Here is a 19466-nt window from a genome sequence, read left to right as displayed (position 1 = left end):
GATTGTCGGAGCAGAACCTGAAAGGCACGGACGCACCAGGACTGGTGCTGTGCATCGTCGTCGAGCGTTCGATTGTCGAACAATTTCCCGGACGAAGCACAAGAGGACTCGCCGGGTGACGAGAAATCTTGTTCCCTACGCAGGCGCTAACCTGATCAGGTTCAACGGGATCCGAAATTATTCGATCTCAGCCTCATAGCAAGGCACCCCGACAAGAACCCGGCCAGTCTAGACACAACCGGCAAAGAACGCCAACACCGCGGCAAACACCATGATGAATGGCGCAATTACCGGGACTTGCAGGATTGTTGCCGCACGTTTGCACAACTACACTCGCTTTGCCCTGCGCACCTTGACGCTGTCGGGGCCGCGCCGTAGCCTTGGCGCGCACATTATTTTCGTAATATTTTTGCTAGGGATCGCCTCATGCTGCGCAAACTTTCACTGGCTCTTGCCGTGTCTTGTGCGTCCAACGCAATGGCCTGGGCAGCAGAAGCGCCCTTGTCGACCAAGACCGATCTGGTCAGCGTCTATCAGGAAGCCGTCGACAACAACGCCGATCTGGCCGCCGCCCGCGCCCAGTACGGCGCGCAGAAAGAAGTGGTGCCACAGGCCCGTGCCGGCTTGCTGCCGAACCTGTCCGGCGGCGCCGAAGTGGCGGATGTGCGCACCTCGATCGACCAGCCTTCAGCCATTGCCAATCGCAGCGCGCATTCCTATCAGGCGACCCTGGCCCAGCCCTTGTTCCGTGCCGACCGCTGGTTCCAGTATCAGGCCGCCAAGGACGTCAACGAACAGGCCGCCCTGCAACTCTCGGCCAGCGAACAGAACCTGATCCTGCAATCAGCCGAAAGCTACTTCAACGTGCTGCGCAGCCAGGACAACCTGGCTTCGACCAAGGCAGAAGAAGCCGCGTTCAAGCGTCAGCTCGACCAGTCCAACGAGCGCTTCGATGTCGGCCTGTCGGACAAGACCGACGTCCTGCAATCACAAGCCAGCTACGACACCGCGCGTGCCAACCGGATCGTTGCCCAGCGTCAGGTCGACGATGCCTTCGAAGCGCTGATCACCCTGACCAACCGTCAGTACAACTCGATTCAGGGCATCGTCCATACGTTGCCGATCCTGCCGCCGACACCCAACGACGCCAAGGCCTGGGTTGACACCGCCGCCAAACAGAACCTCAATCTGCTGGCGAGCAACTTTGCGGTCAGCTCCGCCGAACAGACCCTCAAGCAGCGCAAGGCCGGCCACTTGCCGACCCTCGACGCCGTGGCCAAATACGAAAAGGGTGACAACGACGCCCTCGGCTTCGCCAACCCGAACGCCTTCGGCACGCCGTACGGTGGCAACGTCGATCAACGCACGCTGGCGTTGCAACTGAACATTCCGATCTACAGCGGCGGGCTGACCAGTTCGCAAGTGCGCCAGTCCTATGCGCAACTGGATCAGAGCGAACAGCAGCGCGAAGCCCTGCGCCGGCAGATCGTCGAAAACACCCGCAACCTGCACCGCGCGGTGAACACCGATGTCGAGCAGGTACAGGCGCGGCGCCAGTCGATCATTTCCAACCAGAGCGCGGTGGAAGCCACGGAAATCGGTTATCAGGTGGGGACGCGCAACATCGTCGACGTGCTCGATGCTCAGCGTCAGCTGTACACCTCGGTGCGCAACTACAACAACACCCGATACGACTACATCCTCGACAACCTGCGCTTGAAGCAGGCGGCGGGGACGTTGAATCCGGGTGATCTGGAAGACCTGCGACGTTATTTGAAGGCCGACTACAACCCGGACAAGGATTTCCTCCCGCCGGATCTGGCCAAGGCCGCCGAAGCACAGCTCAAGGCGCGGCCGTAAACAATCTGAATAAATCCCCTGTGGCGAGGGGATTTATCCCCGATTCGACTGCGCAGCAGTCGTAAACCCGGCTTACCCGATCTGACTGAATCACCGAGGTGAATGGTTTGGGGCTGCTGCGCAACCCATCGGGGATAAATCCCCTCGCCACAATGTTCCAGGCGACTATTTGATTAACCGGCCCAGCCCATCCAGCAGCCGCTGCAACGCTCCCTGATTACGCCGCATCACCGCCAGTCCCGCCTCGGCCATGCGCTGGGCATCGCGCGGCAATTCGAACAGGCGCTGCACTTCCACCGCCAGCCCTTCGGCATCATCCACTTCAGCCAATGCCCCGGCTTCACGCAATTGCGCGGCGATGTCGAGGAAGTTGAACAGGTGCGGGCCGCTGAGCACCGGTTTCGCCAGTGCCGCTGGCTCCAGCAGATTGTGTCCTCCGTTCGGCACCAGACTGCCGCCAACGAAGGCGCTGTCCGCCAACGCGTAAAGAAACAGTAATTCGCCCATGGTGTCGCCGAGCAACACCGCGGTGTTTGCCTCGACATTGGCACCGGTGGAACGACGCACCGTGGCAAACCCTTCGCGCTGGCACAACTCGAACACCGAATTGAAACGCTCGGGATGACGAGGCACCAGAATCAGCAGCGCATTCGGGTAGTTAGCCAGCAGGCGACGATGGGCGTCGAGCACCACTTCGTCTTCGCCATCGTGGGTACTGGCAGCGATCCACACCGGGCGCTCCAGCGCCTGCCATTGGCCGCGCAACTCATGGGCGCGCTGCAGCAGTTGCGGGTCGATGGTCAGGTCGAACTTGATCGAGCCAGTGACCTCGACCGTCTGCGGACGCGCGCCGAGATCGCGGAAGCGCTGGGCTTCAGCCTCGGTCTGCACCGCAAAAAAACTCATTTCAGCGAGCATCGGCGCGGTCAGCTTGCTGAAGCGCCCATAGCCCCGCGCCGAACGCTCGGACAGACGACCGTTGGCCAGCGCCACCGGGATCCCGCGTTTGGCACACTGATGAATGTGGTTGGGCCACAGTTCGGTTTCCATGATCACCGCGAGTTTCGGTTTGGCGTGATCAAGAAAACGCGCCGCTGCGCACGGCAAGTCGTATGGCAGATAGCAATGCTGGATGCGCGGCTCGCTGGCGAACAGTGCCTGTATGCGCTCCGATCCGGTCGGGGTCATGCAGGTCACGGTGATCGGCAGCTGCGGATAACGTTGCAGCAAGGCGCGAATCATCGGTGCAGCGGCGATGCTCTCTCCCACCGATACTGCATGCACCCAGATGCCTCCGGGTCGCAGTGACGGCATGCCGTAAGAGAAGCGCTCGCCAATCCGTTTGGCATACGCCGGAGCCTTGCGCGAGCGCAGCCACAGCCGAATTGCCACCAATGGCAGCCCCAGGTAAAACAGCGCGGTGTAGAGAGTTCTATTCATGGCGGCGGAGTTTATCGACTTTTGTCGCCGATCGCCCGCAAGTGCACGACAAAACGTTCCGCCAGCCACCTTGCGGCAGGGCCGAGCGGTTCGTCGCGGCGCCAGACCAGTTCCACCACCAGCGCCGGCGGCGTCCACTCACTGTCCAGCTCAACCATCAGGCCCTGATAGGCTGAATACTGCACCACATGCCGGGGCAGCCACGCCCAGCCAAGATCCCGCACCAGCCATTCGGCCATCACATAGAAACTGTCGGCACGCCACACCTGCGGGCTGGCTGGCTCGTTGCCGGGATAGACGCTGGTTTGCGTCGACATCAGCAATTGCCGATGCTGCGCCAGCTGCTGGCAGGTGACGTAGGACTGCGTCGCCAACGGATGATTGATGCCGCAGACGGTGACCATTTCCACCCGCCCCAAGACCCGACGTTCCAGCGCTTCGGGGATCTCATCGTGATAGAACAGCAGGCCCAGATCGGCACGGCGTTCGACCAGTTTGCGCGCCACTTCGCCCTGAGCGGCGCTGGTCAGTTGCACTTCGAGGCTAGGAAATTGCCCGGCCAGCGCATCGAAGCTTTCCACCAGTGCCTGATAAGGCATGGCCTCGTCCTGGGCCACGCGCAACTGCGCTTCCTGACCGCGCATCATCGCCATCGCCCGACCGTTCAGACGCTCGCATTGACGCAACACTTCTCGCGCCTCTTCGAGCAGCGCCTCGCCGGCTTCGGTGAGTCGGGGCTGGCGACCACTGCTACGCTCGAACAGGCAGACGCCCAGATCATCTTCCAGCAGGGCAATCGCGCTGCTGATGGCTGACTGCGCCTTGCGCTGCTGACGTGCGACGGCGGAGAACGAGCGCTGTTCGGCGACGCTGACGAAGGCGCGCAATTGTTCCAGATTCCACTGGGTATTCATCGATCGACCCATCTTCAAAACAGATAGGTAATGACTTTACCGCATCTGGCGAATCACTAGAATGCCGCCTCAGCAAGCAACGTTTTACATGAGGATCTACACATGAACGCCTACGCCTTCCTGGCTATCGCCATCTGCGCCGAAGTGATCGCCACCGTTTCGATGAAAGCGGTCAAAGGCTTGAGCACCCCGCTGCCGCTGATCCTGGTGATCGTCGGCTACGGGATCGCCTTCTGGATGCTGACCCTCGTTGTCCGCACCGTGCCGGTGGGTGTCGCCTACGCCGTGTGGGCGGGCATGGGCATCGTCATGGTCAGCGTCGCGGCGCTGTTTATTTATGGACAAAAGCTGGACGTGCCGGCAATGCTCGGGATGGCGCTGATCGTGCTCGGCGTGGTGGTCATCCAGTTGTTTTCCAAGACTGCCGGGCATTGAAGAAAAAGATCGCAGCCTTCGGCAGCTCCTACATTGGAATGCATATCCCTGTAGGGGCTGCCGAAGGCTGCGATCTTTTTTCGCCTCTGAGCTCCGATCCCCGAGTCTGTATACTGCGCCCTCGTCTTGAACACTGAGGTCGTTGCATGCCATCCGTTATTTCCACCGACGTTCTGATTGTCGGCGCTGGTGTCGCCGGCCTCTGGCTGAACGCGCGTCTGCGCCGCCAGGGTTTTTCGACCGTGCTGGTGGAAAGCGCCAGCCTCGGCGGCGGGCAGAGTGTGAAGTCCCAGGGCATCATTCACGGTGGCGCCAAATACGCGCTGCACGGTGCACTGACCGGCGCCTCGGAAGCCATCGCCGACATGCCGCGCCGCTGGCGCGAGGCGCTGGCCGGCAACGGCGAGCTGGACCTGTCCGGCGTGCGCGTGCTGTCCGAAGCGCATTACCTGTGGTCGCCCGGCACCCTCGCCGGCAACCTCACCAGTTTCTTCGCCAGTAAAGCCGTGCGTGGCCGAGTCGATCAGGTCAAGGGCGATCAACTGCCGCCGGCGCTGCAAGACAAGCGCTTCAAAGGCAAGGTCTATCGCCTCGCCGAACTGGTGGTCGACGTGCCGAGCCTGATCCAGCGTCTGGCCGATCTGGCCGGTGACGGTCTGCTCGCCGGACAAACCATCGAGCCGCTGCTGGAAGCGGGCGTGCTGGTCGGCCTGAAGGTCGACGGCCGCGAGATTCGTGCCCAGCGCATCGTGCTCAGCGCAGGGGCCGGCACCGCGCAGTTGCTGGAACATCTGGGCCTGACCCAACCGGCGATGCAACGCCGACCGCTGCACATGATCATCGCCAAAGGCCCAAGCCTGAAGCCGCTGTACGCCCATTGCCTGGGTGGCGGCACCAAGCCGCGCATCACCGTCACGACTCACCCGGCCGCTGATGGCAACTGGGTCTGGTACCTGGGCGGCGACATTGCCGAAAGCGATGGCGTGGCCCGCGAGCCTGCCGAACAGATCGCCACTGCGCAGAAAGAACTCGGCCAATTGCTGCCGTGGATCGACCTGAGTCAGGTGCAATGGGCGACCTTGCGGGTGGATCGCGCCGAACCGCTGCAAACCGGCCTGACCCGCCCGGACAACGCTTTCCTTGCCGAGCAGGGTCGCCTGCTGGTGGGCTGGCCGACCAAACTGGCGCTGGCACCGGACTTTGCCGACCGGGTCATCGCCTCACTGGAGCGCGACGGCATTCAGCCACAACCGACCGAACCACTGCCGGCATTGCCAAAACCACCAATGGGCGTACCGGCCTGGGAGCAATTGTTGCCATGAGCGTAGCGACCCTGCACGAACTGCATCGCCCGCTGGGCAGCACCGGCCTGCTGGTGTCCCCGCTGGGCCTGGGCACGGTCAAGCTGGGCCGCGACCAGGGCGTGAAATACCCCAACGGCTTCCAGATCCCCGACGATGACGCGGCACGCTTGCTGCTCAATCAGGCCAAAGGTTTGGGCATCAACCTGATCGACACGGCTCCGGCTTATGGCCGCAGCGAAGAACGCCTCGGCCCGTTACTGCGCGGCCAGCGACAGGACTGGGTGATCGTCAGCAAGGTCGGTGAAGAGTTTGCCGACGGCCTGTCGCGGCATGACTTCAGCGCCGCACACACGCGGATGTCGGTCGAGCGCAGCCTGCAACGTCTTGAAACCGACTTTATCGACCTGGTGCTGGTGCACTCCGACGGCAACGACCTGGCGATCCTTGAGCACGAAGAGGTCTACGCTACCCTTGCCGCACTCAAGGCCGAGGGCAAGATTCGCGGGTTCGGTTTCTCCGGCAAAACCGTCGAAGGCGGACTCAAGGCGCTGGAGCAAGGGGACTGCGCGATGGTCACCTACAATCTGAACGAACAGCACGAGCAGCCAGTCATTGACTATGCTGCTGCCCACGGCAAAGCCATTCTGGTGAAGAAGGCGCTGGCCAGCGGCCATGTGTGTCTGAGCCCCGGCGTGGACCCGGTACGCGCCAGCTTCGAGCTGCTGTTCCGGCAGCCCGGCGTGGCCAGTGCTATTGTCGGAACGATCAATCCGCTGCACCTCGCCCATAACGTTGCGACCGTTGCCCAGGTCCTTCGTGGTCACTGACGCCGCCTCGCGGCCTTAAGCAGGAGCCGACATGCCGCGCACGCTCATCAGAAAGAACCCGAGCAACTTCAAGACACTGCCGCTGTTCGTCGAGGCCACGCCCGAAGGCCTGACCTATCAGAGCGTCGGCATGCCGCTGAATTTCGCCCAGACCTTGCAGCGGCGCAAACCGGTGAGCGTGGCGGATGCCGAGCGCTTCGCGGTGGAACTGGCCAACCTCGGAGTCTCGGTGCGCCTGACCCTGCATTGGCAGAATCGCGACTACTGGGTGCTGGTGCGCCAGCGTCGGCAGGATCGCGGCGACGTGGTGCTCAAGCTGATTTCCGGTTACGTGCCAGCCCATGAGCTGAACATCCCGCTGCACACCGCGATTCAAGAGATTGCCGAAGAGTGCCTGCTGGAAACCCCGGAGGGCTGGCTCGGCGGGCGATTCAACGACACGTGGCTGCCCGCGCCCTACTCGTCCGCCCTGCATTACCGCGAAGCGCTGCCGTTTCGCTTGACGCCGTTGTCCGGCTCGGCGCGGCCGGTGCGCTGTGCCAATCTGCAATTGCTCGAACGGCCCCGGGCCTATGTGCATTTGCCCACCGCGTCGCTGCAACTGATCTACGACCTGCGCCTGGAAGTGCCAAAAGAAGCCAAATCGCTGAGCCTGTTTCATGTCGATGAGCGGCTGGAGGGTGATCAACTGGTGGCGCGCCTGGACCGCAAGCGTCCGGATCTGTACCTGATGCCGTTGCAGGATGGCGAGCCGCTGGCCGAGCTGTACACCTTGAAGAAAGGCCTGCTGTCTCCGGCCGGCACGCGCGGTCTGTATCTGGCCGAAAGTTTTGCCAGACAGGATGGCTGGCTGGTGCGCGAGGAGCGGATTCGCTGGAAGGATTGGCTACGTCAACAAGGCCTGACGCCGCCGGAGAAACCCACGGGCCTGGCGCGGTTGCGCGGCAAGGCGAAGCAACTGTTGAAGAAGATCGTACCGCGCAAGAAAGTCAGTTCCTGAAACGCAAAAGATCGCCGCTTGCGGCAGCTCGCATTCCAATGCGGAAGCTGTCGCAGGCGGCGATCTTTTTAGCTTGAATCAGTGACCGCGAATTTTTTCCACGATCGCCGTGGTCGAGCTGTTTTCCACCAGCCCCAGCACTTTCACCGTGCCGCCGTAAGCTTTGACGATGTCGGCGCCGACCACTTGGTCGATACCGTAATCCCCCCCCTTGACCAACACATCCGGTTTGACTTCGCGCAGCAGGTTTTCCGGGGTGCCTTCCGGGAAGCTGATCACCCAGTCCACCGCGCCGAGGCCTGCGAGGACCGCCATGCGTCGGTCGACACTGTTGATCGGACGCCCCGGCCCCTTCAGACGGCTGACCGAGGCGTCATCGTTGATCGCCACGATCAGACGGTCGCCCTGGGCACGCGCCTGCTCAAGGTAAGTCACGTGCCCGGCATGCAGAATGTCAAAGCAGCCATTGGTGAAGACGATGCGCTCGTTATGCGCGCGAGCATCGGCCACTGCCAGTACCAGTTGCTCCAGCCCCAGAACACCGCGCTCCGAACCTTCTTCACGCTGGATCGCGCGACGCAGTTCCGGAGCGCTGATCGCTGCAGTACCGAGCTTGCCGACCACAATACCGGCGGCCAGGTTGGCCAGTGCCACCGCGTGCGGCAGTTCTTCACCGGCAGCAATTGCCGCTGCGAGGGTGGAAATCACCGTGTCACCGGCACCGGTCACATCGAACACTTCACGGGCACGGGCCGGCAGGTGCAACGCCGGATGCTCCGGACGCAGCAGGGTCATGCCGTGTTCGCCACGGGTGACCAGCAGCGCGCCGAGTTCGAGATCGTGCATCAGGGCGGCGCCCTTGCTCACCAGCTCGTGCTCATCGGCGCAACCACCGACGATGGCTTCGAATTCGCTGAGGTTCGGCGTGATCAGACTGGCGCCACGGTAGATCGAAAAATCCTTGCCCTTGGGATCGGCCAGCACCGGAATGCCTTTGGCCCGGGCCGCCTGAATCAAGGCCTGATGGTTTTTCAATGCACCTTTGCCGTAGTCCGACAGCACCAGCACCTTGATCCCTTCGAGCAGATCATCGACCTGCGAGGCCAGGGCCAGCGCATCGGTGGCAAACGGTTCTTCGAAGTCGATACGCAGCAATTGCTGGTGCCGGCTCATGACCCGCAGTTTGACGATGGTCGGCTGATGCGCGATGCGCTGGAACAGGGCACGCACGCCAGCGCCCTTGAGACTGTTGCTCAGGCTGTCGGCAGCTTCGTCATCACCGGTCACACCGACCAGCGACGCCGGCGCACCGAGCGCGGCAATGTTCAAGGCAACGTTGGCAGCACCGCCCGGACGGTCTTCGATTTGCTCGACTTTTACGACCGGAACCGGTGCCTCAGGGGAAATCCGTGAGGTTCCACCATGCCAGTAACGGTCGAGCATGACATCGCCGACCACCAAGACTGGGGCTTGATCGAATCGCGGCATGGACAACTTCATGGAGCAACCCACATACAAAATGAACAGGGCCGCGATATTAACACAGGGTTGGCGCAGGCTTGAGTGCAGCCTGCAACAGGATGAAACAGTCCGTTACTTTGCTCATTTTTTGAGCACCAGCGCCGCCAGTTGCTCACAGGATTCGGACAACTCCAGCGCCTCGGTGTCGATCTGCCACTCGGCTGCCAATGGCGCTTCGTAAGGGCTGTCCACGCCCGTAAAGTGCTTGATCCTTCCTTCCCGCACGGCCTGATACAACCCTTTCGGATCGCGACGGGCGCAGACTTCGAGCGAAGTGCTGACGTGCACTTCGATGAAATCACCCTGGGCAAACAACCTGCGCGCAGCGTCGCGTTCGGCGCGAAACGGCGAAATGGCCGCAACGATCACTATCAGCCCGGCGTCGACCATCAACCGTGCTACCTCGGCCATGCGCCGAGTATTTTCCCGGCGGCAGGCGTTGCTCATGCCCAGGTCGCGACACAGGCCATTGCGCACATTGTCCCCATCGAGCAGAAAGGTGTGCAGACCCGACGCATGCAGGTGCAGTTCGAGGGCATTGGCCAAGGTTGACTTACCGGCGCCGGAAAATCCGGTCAGCCACAGGCAGCGTGGGCGTTGCGCCTTGAGCGCTGCACGGGCCTGATGTGATAACGCCAGACCGTAAGGCCGAATGGCCGGGGCTTGCATCGGCATTGACAGGAACTCATTCATAACCGAGCAACTCGTAATCACGCTGATAAACCCGACGCACCAGACGCCGGGTGCGCACCGTACAGAACTCCCGCGCCGGCATTGCTTGCCTTTCCCGCGAGCCGTTGACGTGAGGCAACTCGCCAGTCAGCCCCAACTGTTCGCAAACCAGACGAAAATCCCGCGCCAAGTGTTCCTGATAACCGATGAAGTCCAGCGCCAGATGCCCCAGCGAATCGGTAAGAAAGTCGGTCTGTGCCGCAAAGTGCAATTGCCGGGCAACCGTTTCCGGATGCAGCCAGCGCGCGACAAAATCGTCGAAATCCCGGTACTGCCGCACCAACTGCTGCGCCGAATGGTCACGCGCGCTCAACTCGTTGCCACGCAAAAAGGCGTAGGCCGAATAGGCGCGCTCCAGCGGGTCGCGGACAAAGGCGAACTTGAAGGCGTTGGCGAACTGCTCGGGGAATTGCTCTTCGTACCAGTACAACGGCAAGTGCCCGGGACGCCAGCCGTCGAACAACGCCGTGCAAACGCTGCTGCCGGCACATTTCGGGACATGGATGAACAGGCAGGAGCGCTGCTGGAAGGGCTGGGGAAACGTCAGGTTGGCCGACATCGACTTGTTCACCACCTGCCGATCGACCACCGACAGGCGCCCGAGCAGAAAGGCTCGCTGCGGCTTGGGCAGCAGTTTCCAGAGATAGCGTTGCAACATGAAAGCACCCGCGCGACGGGGATGGCCCCCTCGATGAAAGTCAGAGTTCGTTGGGGAACCTTAACAAGCGCGATGCCCGGATTTATTCCGGTTTGGTCAAGAAGGGTAAAGGTCTGGATACAAACGACTGTGGGAGCGAGCCTGCTCGCGATAGCGGGTGAACATGCGACACGGACGTCGTCTGTTGCAGTGCTTTCGCGAGCAGGCTCGCTCCCACAGGACAGGGCCTGGAATCAGGCGATATCTTCGGCCGGCGCATCCAGGCCCATGGCATTGAGGCGCGCGTAGTAACCATTTTGCGCCAGCAACTGATCATGGGTACCACGCTCGACAATCCGCCCCTGATCCATGACCAGAATCAGGTCGGCCTTCTCGATGGTCGACAGACGGTGAGCGATCACCAGCGTGGTACGCCCCTTCATCACCTGATCCAGTGCCGCCTGAATGTGCCGTTCGGACTCGGTGTCGAGTGCCGAGGTGGCCTCGTCGAGAATCAGCAGCGGCGCGTTCTTGAGCAGCGCGCGGGCAATTGCCAGACGCTGGCGCTGGCCACCGGAGAGCAATACACCGTTCTCGCCGACCTGAGTGTCGAGGCCTTGCGGCAGTTGCGAAATGAAGTCCATCGCGTAGGCATCACGCGCGGCTTTCTCGATGTCTTCGCGGGGTGCACCGGCCAGATCGCCATAAGCGATGTTATTGGCCACGGTGTCGCTGAACAGGGTGACGTGCTGGGTCACCTGGGCGATATGACGACGCAGGTTGAGCAGCTTGTACTGCTCGATTTCCACGTCGTCGATAAGGATTTCGCCCTTGTCGTGGTGATAGAAGCGTGGAATCAGGTTGGCCAGCGTTGACTTGCCGCTGCCGGAACGGCCGACCAGCGCGACCATCTGTCCCGGCTGGACCGAGAAGCTGATGTCGTCGAGCACCTGACGCTCGGTGCCCGGGTAGGTGAAGCTCAGGTTGCGCACGTCCAGGCGACCGCTCACCGAATCGCGTTCGACCGTACCGGTATCGACTTCCGGCTCGACGTCCAGTTGTTCGAAAATGCTCTCGGCACCGGCCACGCCTTTCTGGATGGTCGAGCTGACTTCGGACAATTGACGGATCGGCTTGGGCAGCAGACCTGCCAGGGTGATGTAGGCGACCATGTCACCGGCCGAGGCGTCACCGCGCAGGAACAGCACGAGGAACATCAGCACCGCCATGGCGGTGTAGATCACCAGTTGCAGCATCGGCGTGTAGATCGCGCCGGTACGGGTCATGCGCAGTTGCTTGTCGGTGTTGCTCTGGCTGGCGTTGAGGAAGCGTTGTTCTTCGTAAGCCTCGCCACCGAAGCTGCGCACCACGCGATAACCCTGGATGGTTTCCGAGGCCACATGCGTGACATCACCCATCGCCAGCTGGATCTTCTTGCTCTGCTTGCGGAATTTCTTGCTCGCGGTGCGCACCATCAAGGCGATGAGCGGCAGGATCGCGACCATTACCAGCGTCAGCTTCCAGTTCATGAACAGCAGCGAGGCAAACAGGAAGATCACCGTCATCCCTTCACGGATTACGACCTTGATCGCATCTGTTGCCGCCCCCGTGACCATGGTCACGTTGAAGGTGATACGCGAAATCAGATGACCGGAGTTATGCTTGTCGAAATAGCGGTTGGGCAGCACCAACAGGTTGTTGAACAACTGCACACGCAAGTCATGCACCAGCCCCAGGGAAACCTTGGCCAGGAAGTAGTTGCCCAGATAGGAGCCCAGCCCCTGCCACGCGGCGATCACAATGATCAGCAGCGGTACGGCCTGCAGCAGTTGCAGGTCACGCAGGTAAGGCACGGAGGGAAACAGCACCGCTTCAGGATTGGACAGGCCATCGACAAAGTACTTGAGGATGTAGCCGAGCATCGGCTGCGTCGAGGCGAAAATCAGAAAGCCGACGATGCTGATCAGGAACAGACTGATGTACGGCCGGACGTAGCCGAGCAGGCGGAAGTAGATTTTCAAGCTCGAAGGGCTTGCGGCGGGACTGGAGTCGGTCATATCACGCGAAAGTCGATAAAAAGGACGCTGACTTTAGCACAGCTTCTTCAGGGTTCTGGCAATCGGCGAAAGGCTGTTATTGTTATGCACCTTTTCTGCATCAAATAGCCATCACTCGAATGGTCGATCAACCTCAGGAATGAATCTCACAGCATGCAACTTCGCGGCTTCAGCGGTACGTCCAATCGAGTTTTCGATTTCATTAGCCTGTGGATACTCCCCACCGGTTATTTCCTGCTCCTGTGCGCGCTGTTCTTTTTGCCGGGTCGAAGCCTTCATCACAAGTTGTTCTACGGGCTGTTCAGCATTCCGACACTGATCGCACTGTGCCTGCGCCCGCGTGAGCTCAAGGAGCTGCTGCGCGAGCCGGTTTTCGTCGCGGTCCTGCTGTTCGCTGCATGGGCGTTGCTCAGCCTCGCCTGGGGGCCGGGCGGGGAGCCGCTCGGCGGAATGTTCAAGCCGCCGCTGCATACCTTGCTGCTGTTTGCCGGCTGCTACCTGCTGGTGCGCTACCGCAGCGACATCCTGCAACCCTTGCTGTTCGGCGCAGCGCTGGTCGCCCTGATTGCTACCACCATTTTCCTGTTCATGTTCGCACGGATTTATGAACCGGGGATGCGCCTGATTGGCGGCGGCGCCTTCGATAATCCGCTGCTCAGCTCTCACCTGTTCGGGTTCTTCAGCGCCTACTGGCTGAGTGTGACCATGACCTGCAAGCGCCGCCAGATGATGTGGCTCAGCGTCCCGGCGATGGCCGTCATGTTCATGGCGGTGATCGGCACCGGCTCCAGAACGCCGCTGGTAGCACTGACCATGGCCGCGTTGTGGCTGTGTTTCATTTGCTGGAACCGACGCTCGGTAGGGTTACTGATCGCGCTGGTCCTGAGTGCCGCGACCGTTCTGACCCTGTTTGCGCAGATGATCATTGAACGTGGCGATTCCTACCGCCTGGAAATCTGGCAGAAAGTGCTGCACATGATTGCTGATCACCCCTGGATCGGCCATGGCTACAGCGCCAGCCTGGCTGTCGACCCCGGCAACGGTGTCAGTTTTCAGGAGCCGCACAGTTTTGTCCTGGGGGTTCTGTATTACGTCGGCATCATCGGCCTGCTGCCATGGCTGTTCTTCCTGCTATGGGGCCTGCTGAGCAGTTGGCGTCAGCGTGTACAGCCCATGCTGATCATTGCTTCGACCTGGCTGATATTCGGTATCGGCGCAGGCCTGACGGAAGGTGGCGGGATCATTTCGCGGCCCAAGGAGCACTGGTTCCTGCTGTGGATCCCGCTGGCACTGATCGCGGCGCTGAGCATCAATCAACGCGCGCGTCGGCTGTTGACCCTGCCCGTGCAAAAGCTGTCGGTGACAGGCCTTGAGCAATTGAGCCGCGAAGCCCGGATCATTGAAGAAGACGGCCTGGGCCCGAAAGTCCTGTGCCTGAACGATGGCAGCTTCCTCAAACTGTTCCGTCGCCGCCGCTGGTACACCTCCGGCAGCTTCAACCCCTACTCCGAGCGGTTCGCAGTCAACAGCGAACAACTGCGCCAGATGGGGATTCCCACCCCGCAAGTATTGAACGTTTACCGTCTCGATGATGGCAGCAGTGCCGTGCATTACGCACCGTTGCCTGGCCACACCCTGCGTCAGGTGCTGCAGAGCATTACCGCCCCGGCGGTGCGTCAGGCGTTGATCGAACGCTTCGGCAAATTCATGGCGCAATTGCATGAGAAAGGCGTGTACTTCCGCTCGCTGCACCTGGGCAACGTACTGGTACTGGAAGATGGCGAGTTCGGCTTGATTGATCTGGCCGACCTGCGCATCTACCCGACCCCGCTCAGCCTTTCGATGCGTCAACGCAATTTGCGTCATATGCAACGTTACACTGTCGACAAACGCTGGCTGTTCGAGGATCACCTCGATGCCCTGCTCCAGGGATACGCTGTGACGGCGTCCAAATCCGCAGTTGAAAATCTGCACAGGCAAGTGCTGGCCGGCAACACCCCGGCCCGAGTTCAGTGATGATCGAAACCAATCCTCTTATTGCGCTGGCAGCCTACCTGCTGGCCATCGTCACCTCCGCCCTGCTGTTGCGCGCGGTGCCGAAAATTGCCCGGCACCTGCAGCATTCCGGCGAAAGCCGCTATGCCAGCATCGACGGTCTGCGCGGCTATCTGGCGTTTGGTGTATTCGTGCACCATTCGATCATTACCTGGATCTTCTTGCGCACCGGCGTGATCGACTTCCCCCCGAGCAACTTCTATTCGATGCTGGGCCAGGGCAGCGTCGCGCTGTTCTTCATGATCACCGGGTTCCTGTTCTGGAGCCGCTTGCTCGCGCAGGGCCGCAACCACGACTGGCTGGCATTCGGCGTTTCGCGGGTTTTCCGCCTGTACCCGCTGTACCTGCCATTGATGCTGCTGGTGTTCGTCTCGATCTTCCACTTGCAGAGCTGGCAATTGAAAGAGCCGGGGCTGGAACTGTTCAAGCAGGTGCTTGCGTGGCTGACGTTCGACCGCCCGGACATCAACCAGTACCGACACTCCGGCATGCTGATATCCAACGTCACCTGGACGCTGGCCTATGAAGTGTTTTTCTACCTGGCACTGCCACTCGCCGGACTGGTGTTCATCTACCGCGGCAACTGGTTGCAGGTGGTGCTGTGCCTGATCGGCATCTACGCGCTGTACCAGATCATCGGTTGGGAGCATTCGCTGAAAAAGCACTTTCTGGCGAGTTTCCTCGGCGGTATCGCCGCCGCGTACTGGATTCGCCGCCCGGCGCTCGTGGCATGGAGCCAGTCACGCCTGGCGAGCATCATCGCCGTGCTCGCGCTGGTGGTTGCGTTCACCGCGTTCAGTCGGGCGTTCAAGACTGCGCCGCTGTTTTTGCTGACGCTGTTTTTCGTGATCGTGGCGTCCGGCAACAACCTGTTCGGCGCGCTGAAACCACGCAGCATTCGCTGGCTCGGCGAAATCAGCTACAGCACTTACCTGCTGCACGGTTTCGTCCTGTGGCTGATGGTGCAACGGCTGCCGCTGCTGCTGGATATCGATGCGCGGGAAGCTTCGGTGTACCTGCCCCTGGTGGCGATCTGCACGTGCCTGCTGATTCTGATCAGCAGCGTGACCTTCCTCTATATCGAGCAACCGGGCATGGCTGCCGGCAAGAAGGTTGTGCATTGGTTGCGCCAGCGCCAGAAGGGCGAAAAGGGCCTGCCGGAGAAAGTCGCTCGCTGAGTGTGAGCGACCAGGACCTCAGTCCTTTTCCAGCGGAGAAAAGAGCAAGCGCCCCAAGCCGCGCCAGGTCTTCTTGTTCCAGGCCTTGAACGGGATCTGCGCCAGCAGTTCGCGGGCCAGCTTGCGATTGCGGTTGGCGGTCTTGAGGAACATTGAGTTCAGCGCCTTGAAGCGTACTTCGTCATACAGCGGATGATCGCTGAACAGCGCATAGGTGCGCAGAATGTTCTCGATCATGAAGCGATGGTTCTTGTACGAGTTGGTAGCGTGCTTGCGGTAGCGCGCCATCACCACGTTCAAACCGTCGATGAAGTAGCCGGCGCGGGTCACTTTCAGCTCGATGTACAGGTCCTCAAGGCGAATCGTCGGATCGAAGCCACCCACCTTGTCCAGCGCCTCACGACGGATCATCAGCGTCGGTGCCGGTGGATACGGCTTGCGCTCAAGGAACATATCGTCGAAATCCAGACGGCGGAACGGCACGTCACGGCGCTGACGCTTCTCCGGGTAAAGGCTGCCATCGGCGTGCATCAATTCGATGTTGCCGGCGCAGATCCCGACTTCGGGCTTGCCGTCCATGTAAGCCACCTGGGTGGCGATTCTCTCCGGGTACATGATGTCGTCGGAGCCGAACGGCACGATCAGGCTGCCCTTGGCACGAGCGATGGCGCCGTTGAGGGTATTGGTCAGGCCCTGATTCTGCTGCACACGAAAATCGAAACCGTACTGCGCCTGCAACGCGCTGATGCGCTCGACACTGTCGTCCTTCGAACCGTCATCGACCACCAGCAGCTCGATGTTCTTGTAGGTCTGATTGAGGACGCTGAGGATGCTTTCCTCGATGTACGGGGCGTGGTTGTACGAGGCGATGATCACGGTGACGAGGGCGTTGGCTTCGCTCATGACTTGTTCTTCGCTCACGGCTGCTCCTTGCGGGCCTGCTCGAGGCCAGAGTCGATCAGGTCCAGATATTGCTGACGGAACACCTCGATGTCGTGTTGTTCCTGCAGGTAGCGATAAGCCTGCTCGCCCTTGGCCTTGAGTTCTTCATCCGATAGCGCGAGATAGTTGTCCAGCGCGGCGACCAGACTCGGTACATCCTTGGGTGTAATCGCCAAGCCACCGGCGCCTTCGATCAGCGGCAACATGGCCGGCACATTCGAGGCGATCACCGGCAGGTGTCCGCTCATGCCTTCGAGCAAGGCCAGGCCGAGGCCTTCGGCCAGCGAGGGCATGGTCCAGATGTCGAACGCACGCACGTATTGCAGGGCGTTTTCCTTGAACCCCAGCAGATGCGCACGGCCGCTCAAGCCCAGTTGCTCAATCTCCGCCGCCAGCGGCGCTTGCAGGCGTCCGGCACCGATAATTGCCAATTGAGTGTTCGGGTATTTGTCTTTCAGCGCGGCGAAAGCTTGCAACAGATAGGTGTGGCCCTTGACCGACACCAGCCGCCCCAGCGCGCCAATCAAACGCACATTCGGGTCGAGGCCCAACAACTCGCGGGCTTTGTCGCGGCTGTGCTGCAAGCCTTCGGCCTGCTCGATGTCGATGGCATTGGTAATGGCGTAGGTGTTCTGGTCGGTGAAGCCGCAATCGCAATCGAGCAGGTACTTTTTGACCGCCGGCGAAACGCCGACAAAGCGCCAGTGCCGATCGATCAGGCGCTGGGTCTGGCGGCGTCGGTAAAAGCGGTCGTATTCGCCAAAACCGTGGGAGATGCCAATGCACAGCGGCACCTTCAACCAGCGGTTGAGCGCCAGCATCATGTTCACCGGCTTGAAACGGTTGCAGATCACCACATCGAACTTTTCCCGACGGCAGAACTTGTACAGCTGCCACATCGCCCGCAGGCGCATGCCTTTGAGCGACTTGTCGGAAAACTCGAAGTACACCGAACGGTCAGCCCGGCTCACCGGCTCGCCCGGCCCCGGTTTGCCGCGCAGGAACGCCGCCGTGACTTCATAGCGATCCGCCGGTAACGCCTTGACGATCTGCTCGGCCAGGTCGGCGAAATCATGGGCTTTGACGTTGTAGTCGGGTTGCAGCTGCAACACCTTGGACCGTTGACTCATGACTCTCCCCGCTGATCGCCCGGTTCACCGTGTTTCAATAACCAGAACAATTCCTGGCGTCTGACCGCTTTTCGAAAAAACTCGTTTTCGCCGTACACCGACGCGGCCCGCCCGGCGAGCACACGCTGGATAACTCGGCGCAGGCGCCGCTTGAACGGTGCCGGCGGCTGCAGGTCATGCATCATGCCCAGCGCCATGGCCTTGTCCCGCTGCAACTCGATGGACAGCGACAGGCACAGCGGCTGCATCGGCACCGCCGCATCGAAGGCCGGCGGCAAGGCAATGCCCTGCCCGGTGTTGCCCATCGGCCAGCGGTCGTTGTCGTGCAAATGGTTGGCGTAACCGAGCAACGTCGGCTGCCAGTCGAGACTTTGGAGCGCCTGCAAAACCGCTTGCTGGGCGCAGACATGATCGGGATGCGGATCAAGGGTCGGGTGCGGCAACACGATCACGTCCGGACGGGCGCGCAGCAGCACTTCACGCAGGTCGGCCAGCAGGTTGTTCCAGGTCGGCGCACCATCGGCGTCGCCCGGCAGAGTGAACGGATTCAACTGACGAAACAGGCGCGTGTCATTCAAGTCCGCTTCGCGCGAACCTACTGCCTGATTCGGCGCAGCTTGCATCGCGGCCAGTTGCAGACAAAAGTAACCGAGCTGCACGCAGTGTTCCTGCGGGACACCGGCCCAACGCGGCACGGCGAGGCTGTCCCAGGCGCGCAACCGGCCCTTGAGCCGCGCCGCCTCGACCTTGTTCATGCCCATCTGTTGATAGTGTTCGGCTTCGATTTCGCCTGCGGTCAGGGTAACGATCCAGGCTTCGTCGGCCTGACTGTACAAGCCATAGGCCGCCAGTTCGGCGTCGTCGGCGTGCGGGGCAATGACCATCACCCGCTGACGACGGTAATCAGGCTGTTCCAGCGCCCACAACACCGGTTCGCCGGACACCCGGCAAAAGCGCCCGCGCAGGCGCAACTGGCCTTGCGACAGAGCTTGCGCCTGACCGCTGAGATTCAGATAGCGCAGGCCATTGACCCCGCGCTCGAAGGTTTGCGCATCCGGATTAGTCCCGCCGAGCAGTTCCACGCGCGGATCAAAGAAGCGTCCGAGCCAACTGCTTTTGACCTTTACCGCGAGGATCAACGTCGCTTCGTCGACCAGCATCACACCTTCATCCAGACGCAATTGTTCGCCGTTCAGATGCACCTTCGGCTGCGGCGTGAACGGTGGAAAGCTGTACTGGTAATCGTCTTTCGGCGAATAGAACAGGTGATCGGCAAACCACGCCTCGTGGGCGATCCAGCCAAGCACCGCGAGCACCAGCGGCAACCACCACGCCACCAGCACCCCGAGCGCGATCAACACGATCAGGGCGATCAGCAAGGTAATGCGTTTATTGCGCCGATGACGCTTGAGCAGTTGCTGTTTGCGGCTCATG

The 19466-nt window shown here is 61.1% G+C and carries 16 protein-coding genes and 1 riboswitch; of the genes, 7 read left to right on the top strand and 9 right to left on the bottom strand.

The features are described 5' to 3' along the window. Nucleotides 1–115: 115 nt before the first annotated feature. A riboswitch (TPP riboswitch) is annotated at nt 116–221 on the bottom strand. A 205-nt stretch (nt 222–426) separates the two neighbouring features. Continuing rightward, a complete protein-coding gene (locus tag GTQ41_RS02560; RefSeq protein ID WP_041065783.1) occupies nt 427–1860 on the top strand; it encodes a TolC family outer membrane protein in 1434 nt (477 codons plus the stop codon). Between the two features lie 165 nt (nt 1861–2025). Here GTQ41_RS02560 and waaA read toward each other — a convergent pair whose 3' ends face one another. After that, on the bottom strand, nt 2026–3300 hold the full coding sequence (gene waaA, locus GTQ41_RS02555; protein WP_047290955.1) for a lipid IV(A) 3-deoxy-D-manno-octulosonic acid transferase: 1275 nt from the start codon (nt 3298–3300) through the stop codon (nt 2026–2028). 11 nt (nt 3301–3311) lie between these two features. Beyond that, nucleotides 3312–4214, bottom strand: coding sequence for a LysR family transcriptional regulator (locus GTQ41_RS02550; RefSeq protein WP_047290954.1), 903 nt, complete (start codon nt 4212–4214; stop codon nt 3312–3314). Nucleotides 4215–4316: 102 nt separating this feature from the next. Here GTQ41_RS02550 and GTQ41_RS02545 point away from each other — a divergent pair, with 102 nt between their 5' ends. The 4 genes from GTQ41_RS02545 to GTQ41_RS02530 all read left to right on the top strand — a co-directional run bounded on the left by GTQ41_RS02545 (nt 4317) and on the right by GTQ41_RS02530 (nt 7780). Continuing rightward, nucleotides 4317–4649, top strand: coding sequence for a multidrug efflux SMR transporter (locus GTQ41_RS02545; RefSeq protein ID WP_003221050.1), 333 nt, complete (start codon nt 4317–4319; stop codon nt 4647–4649). Between the two features lie 146 nt (nt 4650–4795). Continuing rightward, the gene (locus GTQ41_RS02540; RefSeq protein WP_047290953.1) at nt 4796–5971 is read left to right on the top strand and encodes an FAD-binding oxidoreductase; all 1176 of its coding nucleotides are present in this window, start codon (nt 4796–4798) and stop codon (nt 5969–5971) included. Continuing rightward, a complete protein-coding gene (locus GTQ41_RS02535) occupies nt 5968–6780 on the top strand; it encodes an aldo/keto reductase (RefSeq protein ID WP_047290952.1) in 813 nt (270 codons plus the stop codon). Before GTQ41_RS02540 ends, GTQ41_RS02535 begins: the two co-directional genes overlap by 4 nt. 31 nt (nt 6781–6811) lie before the next feature. After that, nucleotides 6812–7780 carry a hypothetical protein gene (locus GTQ41_RS02530; protein ID WP_047290951.1) on the top strand — a complete coding sequence of 323 codons (969 nt, stop codon included), beginning with the start codon at nt 6812–6814 and terminating at the stop codon, nt 7778–7780. A 78-nt stretch (nt 7781–7858) separates the two neighbouring features. Here the strand turns inward: GTQ41_RS02530 and hldE are convergent, their stop codons facing one another. From hldE to msbA, 4 genes are all read right to left on the bottom strand, one after another. Then, entirely contained in the window at nt 7859–9280 is a 1422-nt protein-coding gene (gene hldE, locus GTQ41_RS02525; protein WP_041065802.1) for a bifunctional D-glycero-beta-D-manno-heptose-7-phosphate kinase/D-glycero-beta-D-manno-heptose 1-phosphate adenylyltransferase HldE, read from the bottom strand. A 102-nt stretch (nt 9281–9382) separates the two neighbouring features. Further along, nucleotides 9383–9994, bottom strand: coding sequence for an adenylyl-sulfate kinase (gene cysC / locus GTQ41_RS02520; protein WP_047290950.1), 612 nt, complete (start codon nt 9992–9994; stop codon nt 9383–9385). Continuing rightward, nucleotides 9987–10691 carry a sulfotransferase family 2 domain-containing protein gene (locus GTQ41_RS02515; RefSeq protein WP_047290949.1) on the bottom strand — a complete coding sequence of 235 codons (705 nt, stop codon included), beginning with the start codon at nt 10689–10691 and terminating at the stop codon, nt 9987–9989. Before GTQ41_RS02515 ends, cysC begins: the two co-directional genes overlap by 8 nt. A 233-nt stretch (nt 10692–10924) precedes the next feature. Continuing rightward, nucleotides 10925–12727 (bottom strand): lipid A export permease/ATP-binding protein MsbA, encoded by a 1803-nt coding sequence (msbA, locus tag GTQ41_RS02510; RefSeq protein WP_047290948.1) that lies wholly within the window; start codon nt 12725–12727, stop codon nt 10925–10927. A gap of 153 nt (nt 12728–12880) precedes the next feature. On the opposite strand from msbA, the gene GTQ41_RS02505 reads away from it, so the two are divergent. Together GTQ41_RS02505 and GTQ41_RS02500 are read left to right on the top strand one after the other, a co-directional pair. Beyond that, complete coding sequence (locus GTQ41_RS02505) at nt 12881–14743, top strand: bifunctional O-antigen ligase/aminoglycoside phosphotransferase family protein (RefSeq protein ID WP_047290947.1); 1863 nt, start codon at nt 12881–12883, stop codon at nt 14741–14743. Next, on the top strand, nt 14743–15960 hold the full coding sequence (locus GTQ41_RS02500) for an acyltransferase (protein WP_047290946.1): 1218 nt from the start codon (nt 14743–14745) through the stop codon (nt 15958–15960). The genes GTQ41_RS02505 and GTQ41_RS02500 overlap by 1 nt, the downstream gene beginning before the upstream one ends. Nucleotides 15961–15978: 18 nt before the next feature. On the opposite strand, the gene GTQ41_RS02495 is transcribed toward GTQ41_RS02500, so the two are convergent. Genes GTQ41_RS02495 through GTQ41_RS02485 form a run of 3 tightly spaced genes read right to left on the bottom strand, consistent with a single transcriptional unit; the run spans nt 15979 to nt 19465 of the window. Continuing rightward, complete coding sequence (locus GTQ41_RS02495) at nt 15979–16863, bottom strand: glycosyltransferase (RefSeq protein ID WP_047291028.1); 885 nt, start codon at nt 16861–16863, stop codon at nt 15979–15981. 14 nt (nt 16864–16877) lie between these two features. Further along, nucleotides 16878–18032 carry a glycosyltransferase family 4 protein gene (locus tag GTQ41_RS02490; protein ID WP_047290945.1) on the bottom strand — a complete coding sequence of 385 codons (1155 nt, stop codon included), beginning with the start codon at nt 18030–18032 and terminating at the stop codon, nt 16878–16880. Continuing rightward, nucleotides 18029–19465: a PIG-L family deacetylase gene (locus tag GTQ41_RS02485; protein ID WP_047290944.1), complete on the bottom strand. Its 1437-nt coding sequence runs from the start codon at nt 19463–19465 to the stop codon at nt 18029–18031. Before GTQ41_RS02485 ends, GTQ41_RS02490 begins: the two co-directional genes overlap by 4 nt. Nucleotide 19466 lies beyond the last annotated feature (1 nt).

It is taken from the genome of Pseudomonas sp. AN-B15 (assembly GCF_019056475.1).
Lineage (GTDB): Bacteria > Pseudomonadota > Gammaproteobacteria > Pseudomonadales > Pseudomonadaceae > Aquipseudomonas > Aquipseudomonas parakoreensis.
The sequence above is the reverse complement of the archived record's forward strand: the minus strand, read 5'-3'. Positions and strand labels throughout refer to the sequence as shown.